This is a genomic window from uncultured Desulfovibrio sp. (assembly GCF_944324935.1).
Taxonomy (GTDB): domain Bacteria; phylum Desulfobacterota; class Desulfovibrionia; order Desulfovibrionales; family Desulfovibrionaceae; genus Desulfovibrio.
Window position 1 is genome coordinate 1 of record NZ_CALUYG010000082.1, and the last position, 5,019, is coordinate 5,019.

A 5,019-nucleotide genomic window follows, 5' to 3' on the forward strand; every position below is an offset into this window, starting at 1 on the left:
GGCGTGCCTCAAAAGATAAGAACGCGGGAAAGCGGACGGCTTTTCTTACCGCCTCTGTGCGGGAGGGATTGAGGAATTACTGGTCCCCGGAGCAAATTGCGGGCCGCCTGCGGCAGGAATTTCCCGAAGATTCGGCACGCCACATTTCCTTCAAAAGTATGTATCGCTGGATCAGCAAGGATTCCCGACAATGCGAGAAGGGGAGGCCGCTCAGAGGGTTTGGGCGCTACCTTCGACACAAGGGTCCGGGCAAGCTCTTTCCGCCACGCCGGCTGCCCGGAGAGCGGGGGGCTCAATGAGCGGACAAACGGCCTGCTCCGGCAATTTTTCCCCCGCACTCGAAACTTCAGGGGCCTTGGGGAGCACGAGACAGCGCGGGCGGTGGCCTTCATAACCCACCGCCCGCGCAAGAAGTTCGGTTACAGGACAACTGTGGAAAAAATGAGGGAAGATGGGGTCGTCTTTGTGTCAACTTTCGTTTGACAATCTGCCGCAAAAAGTCCCCTTTCCCCCGCAGAAAAAAACGTATGGAATGGAACGAACAGGCGCTGGTGCTGCGCATGGGGCCGTTTCGGGAGGCGGACGTCTGGCTGCGGCTGTTGTGCCGCACGCGGGGCATGCTGACGGTATTCGCCTTTGGGGGGAGCCGGAGTCGAAGGCGGTTTTGCGGCTGCCTTGATGTTTGGAACACGCTGCGCTGCCGGATACGGAGTTCTCGGGATGGTCGTTTCCTCAATCTGGAGGAGGCGACGCTGGCTGTCGGGCCACGGCGTTTGCGGACGGACTGGCGGCGTATGGGGCTGGTGACCAACTGCCTGCGCTTTACTGAAGCGCTGGGCGTGAGTGACGAGGCGGCGCCTGATGTATTTGCCCTGCTGGAGGATCTGCGCGCCACGCTGGACGGCAGCGAGCGCCTGCCGGGGCTGCTGCCGTTGTTTTTTCGTTTGCGGCTGGCCGGGTCGCTGGGTTTTGCGCCGGGGCTGGAGCGTTGCGGGCGTTGCGGCGATGCGCTGGAAGGCGGCGGCCTGTTCGCGGTGGATGAGGGGGTGATGCTCTGTCCGCGCTGCCGGGCCGAGCGACGGGAGATCGGCCGTTACGGGGTGGTCTTGCCGCGTGAGGGACTTGACCTTTTGCGCGCTGTGCAGCAAGAATTTCCTTCCCGGTGGCCGACGGATGAGCTGCCGGGGGAGGTCCGCCGGGCCTGCGCCCGTGCCATTGACGGATTTGTGCAGTATCATCTGGGGCTGGCCTGGGAGGGCAGTTATTTTCGTCGTGTATAGCGGCGGGAGGCACGGGCATGCCGACCGTGCGTCATGTTTTCGTGGGGCGGGGATCTTTTCGGGCTGCCGTGACAAGAGCGAAAAACCGCATTTCCGGCGTCGTCGTTGCGGAGGTGGTCGGGACGGTGCGGGAAATGACTTCTAGACAAAGGACAAGGCATGTATTTTCAGGACGTCATCCTCACCCTGCAGCACTACTGGGCCAGACAGGGGTGCGTGGTGGAGCAGCCTTCGGGCGTGGAATGCGGAGCCGGGACATTCAATCCCCATACGTTTTTGCGGGTCATCGGGCCGGAGCCCTGGAACGTGGCCTATGTGGAGCCTTCGCGCCGGCCGACGGACGGCCGCTACGGGGAGAACCCCAACCGATTGCAGCGGTATTTCCAGTTCCAGGTCATTATGAAGCCCTCGCCGGAAAACATCCAGGATCTCTACTTGGGCAGCCTGGCGGAACTGGGCATCGATCCTTCCCGGCATGACATCCGTTTCGTCGAGGACGACTGGGAATCGCCCACGCTGGGCGCCTGGGGCCTGGGCTGGGAAGTCTGGCTCAATGGCATGGAGGTCAGTCAGTTCACCTATTTCCAGCAGGTGGGCGGCATCGACCTTTCGCCGGTGAGCGTGGAGCTCACGTACGGGCTGGAGCGCCTGACCATGTATCTGCAGGGCGTGGAATCCGTGTACGACATCCGGTGGAACGAAAACGTCACCTACGGGGATATCTACCATCAGAACGAGGTGGAGCAGTCCCGGCACAATTTCGAAGTCAGCAATGCGGAGATGCTCCTGCGGCATTTCAACGACTTCGAGGGGCAGTGCAAGGCCATGCTGGAGTGCAATTTGCCCTGGCCGGCCTATGATTACTGCCTGAAGTGCTCGCACACCTTCAACCTGCTGGACGCGCGCGGGGCCATCTCCATCACCGAGCGCACCGGCTATATCGGCAGGGTCCGCGCTCTGGCCGCCGGTGTGGCGAAACTGTACGCGGCCCAGCGCGAGGAAATGGGCTATCCCATGCTCAAGGGGGCGAAATAGTCATGGCGACCTTTGTACTTGAAATCGGCAGCGAAGAGCTGCCCTCCCGTTTTCTGCCCGTGGAAGAGGCGGAGCTTGCCGCCCGTTTCCGTAACGCGCTGGACGAGGCCGCTGTGGCGTATGGAGATATCCGGGTCATGAGCACGCCCCGGCGTGCGGCGGTCATCATTGAGAATGTGGATCACGTGCAGCAGGAGCGGGAAGAGGAGATCGCCGGCCCGCCGGTGCGCGCCGCCTATGATGCTTCCGGCAGGCCGACCAAAGCCCTGGAAGGTTTTGCGCGCACGCATGGGCTGAGCGTGGCGGATGTCTACCGCATCCAGACGGAGAAGGGCGAATATGTGGCCGTACGCAAGCGGACGGGCGGCGCGGCGGCGTGCGACCTCCTGGCGGGGATATGCCCGGCCGTCATCACCAGTCTGCCTTTTGCCAAGCGCATGCGCTGGGGAGCGCACACGCTGGCCTACGCGCGGCCCCTGCGCTGGATCGTGGCCCTGCTGGACGAGGAGGTCATCTCCTTCAGCGTGGGGTCGGTCAGCTCCGGGCGCGAGACCCGCGGCCATCGCATCCACGGGCCCGGGCCGTTCAGCATCGCGCGGGCCTCGGATTATCTGTCCGTCATGGCCGGGCAGTGCGCCGTCACCGTGGACCCGGCCGCCCGCCGGGAGATCATCGTCAAGGGCGGCAACGAGCTGGCGCAGGCCGCGGGCGGCAAGGTCCTCTGGCGTGACGGGCTGCTGGAGGAAGTCCAGGGCCTTGTGGAGCATCCCGTGCCGCTGCTGGGGGATTTTGACCCCGCTTATCTGGAAGTGCCGGCCGAGGTGCTGCTGACCAGCATGGAAAGCCACCAGAAGAGCTTCGGCATCGAGGGGCCGGACGGCAGGCTCATGCCGCATTTCCTGACCGTGCTCAATCTGACCCCGCGGGATATGGCGGTGGTCAAGCACGGCTGGGAGCGCGTGCTGCGCGCTCGTCTGGAGGACGCCCGTTTCTTCTGGCATCAGGATCTTCGGGAAAGTCTGGACACCTGGCTGGAAAAGCTGGAGCACGTCATCTTCATCGCCCGGCTGGGCAGCATGGCCGACAAGACCCGCCGCCTGGAATCGCTCTGCCGCTGGCTGGCGGAGACCACCGCCGCCGGCAGGGTGGATGCGGACGACGCGGCCCGGGCCGGACGCCTCTCCAAGGCCGATCTGGTCAGCGGCATGGTGGGCGAATTCGACACCCTTCAGGGAATCATGGGCGGCGTCTACGCCGCGCGCAAGGGCGAGAGCGCCGTGGTGGCCCAGGCCCTGCGAGAACAGTACCTGCCTGCCGGGCCGGATTCGCCGTTGCCGTCCAGTCTGGCCGGGGCGCTGCTCTCGCTGGCCGATAAGGCGGACACGCTGGCCGGCTGTTTCGGCCTGGGCATGATCCCCACCGGGGCCGCCGACCCCAATGGTTTGCGGCGCTGTGCGCTGGGCATCATCCGCATCATGCTCGAATTCGACCTGCGGCTGGACGTGCGCGCGCTCTTTGCCCGCGCGCAGGAGCTGTACGGCGACCGTCAGTGGAAGATCGGGCGGGACGAGGCGCTGGACAAGCTGCTGGAATTCTTTACCGCGCGCCTGCGCAATTACTGGCAGAGCCACGGCGAGGACACGTTGCTTGTGGATGCGGCGCTGGGCGCCGGGCTTGCGGATGTGCCTTCCTGCGCGGCGCGCCTGGACGCCCTGCGGGATTTCAGCCGCATGCCGGGCTATGCGGCGGCGGTGCAGACCTTCAAGCGCGTCTCCAACATCCTGCGCAAGCAGGGGGACGACGGCGCGCTCGCGCTGACGTGGGAAGCGTCCCTGCTGCGGGAAGCGCCGGAAAAGGCGCTGGCCGCCACGCTGGACGAGCTGCTGCCGCGCCTGGACGCCCTGCAGGAAAAGGGCGATCATGCCGCCGTGCTGGCCGCGCTGGAGGAAGTGCGGCCCGCCGTGGATGCCTTCTTTGACGGCGTGATGGTCATGGCCGAGGAGGCCGCTGTGCGCGCTAACCGTCTGGCCATGCTCAACGCGCTTGGCTCGCGCTTTGCCCGGCTGGCGGACTTTGCCGCCTTGCAGATCTAGCGGAGGAACGTCGGCTCCGGCGACCGCCCCAGGCGACGCCGGAGCCGTGCGGCCCTGCGGCTGCCCGTCCTGCGGCTGCGCTGTGCGGACGCCGCAGGCGGTGAGCCGGCGGGGAAAAGCCTGTTTTTTGCGATTCGTAAAAAAAAGCTTGACTTCCTGCCGGAACGGGGCTAGGTATCCTCGTTCGCAACGAGAAATCATCCTGCTGAACGGCAGGTCAACTGATCGGAGGATCATCGTGGCTAACCATAAGTCTGCCATCAAACGTCATAAGCAGAGCCTGAAGCGTGCTGCGCGCAATCGTGCTGCCCGCACCCGCGTGAAGAACGCCATCAAGAATGTGCGCGCCGCTATCCAGAGCAAGGACAAGGAACAGGCCAATGCCGCGCTGAGCGCCGCCGCCTCCGTGCTGGCCAAGGCTGCCGGCAAGGGCTCCCTGCACTGGAAGAAGGCTGCTCGCAAGGTTTCGCGTCTGTCTCGCGCCGTCAATGGTATCGAGGCTGCCTAATTTTCCGTTCTGCTTGCGGAATCGTGTCACGCGCTCGTAGCTCAGCTGGATAGAGCAACAGGCTACGAACCTGTAGGCCAGGAGTTCGAATCTCTTCGGGCGC

Annotated in this window: 4 protein-coding genes and 1 tRNA gene; all 5 read left to right on the forward strand. The window is 64.6% G+C overall.

What is annotated here, in order from left to right; translation table 11 throughout:
* Window positions 1–527: 527 nt before the first annotated feature.
* The gene (locus Q0J54_RS11900) at window positions 528–1,280 is read left to right on the forward strand and encodes a DNA repair protein RecO (protein WP_296305961.1); all 753 of its coding nucleotides are present in this window, start codon (window positions 528–530) and stop codon (window positions 1,278–1,280) included.
* Between the two features lie 159 nt (window positions 1,281–1,439).
* Window positions 1,440–2,315 (forward strand): glycine--tRNA ligase subunit alpha, encoded by an 876-nt coding sequence (glyQ, locus tag Q0J54_RS11905; RefSeq protein ID WP_296305962.1) that lies wholly within the window; start codon window positions 1,440–1,442, stop codon window positions 2,313–2,315.
* 2 nt (window positions 2,316–2,317) lie between these two features.
* Window positions 2,318–4,408, forward strand: a complete 2,091-nt coding sequence (gene glyS / locus Q0J54_RS11910; protein WP_296305963.1) for a glycine--tRNA ligase subunit beta — start codon at window positions 2,318–2,320, stop codon at window positions 4,406–4,408.
* A 238-nt stretch (window positions 4,409–4,646) separates the two neighbouring features.
* A complete protein-coding gene (gene rpsT / locus Q0J54_RS11915; RefSeq protein WP_296305964.1) occupies window positions 4,647–4,916 on the forward strand; it encodes a 30S ribosomal protein S20 in 270 nt (89 codons plus the stop codon).
* A 30-nt stretch (window positions 4,917–4,946) separates the two neighbouring features.
* Window positions 4,947–5,019 (forward strand) — tRNA-Arg (locus tag Q0J54_RS11920).

Bases quoted from the DNA above. Each gene is read 5' to 3' on its own strand.
- Q0J54_RS11900 (WP_296305961.1), top strand. From the start codon at position 528: ATGGAATGGAACGAACAGGCGCTGGTGCTGCGCATGGGGCCGTTTCGG.
- glyQ (WP_296305962.1), top strand. From the start codon at position 1,440: ATGTATTTTCAGGACGTCATCCTCACCCTGCAGCACTACTGGGCCAGA.
- glyS (WP_296305963.1), top strand. From the start codon at position 2,318: ATGGCGACCTTTGTACTTGAAATCGGCAGCGAAGAGCTGCCCTCCCGT.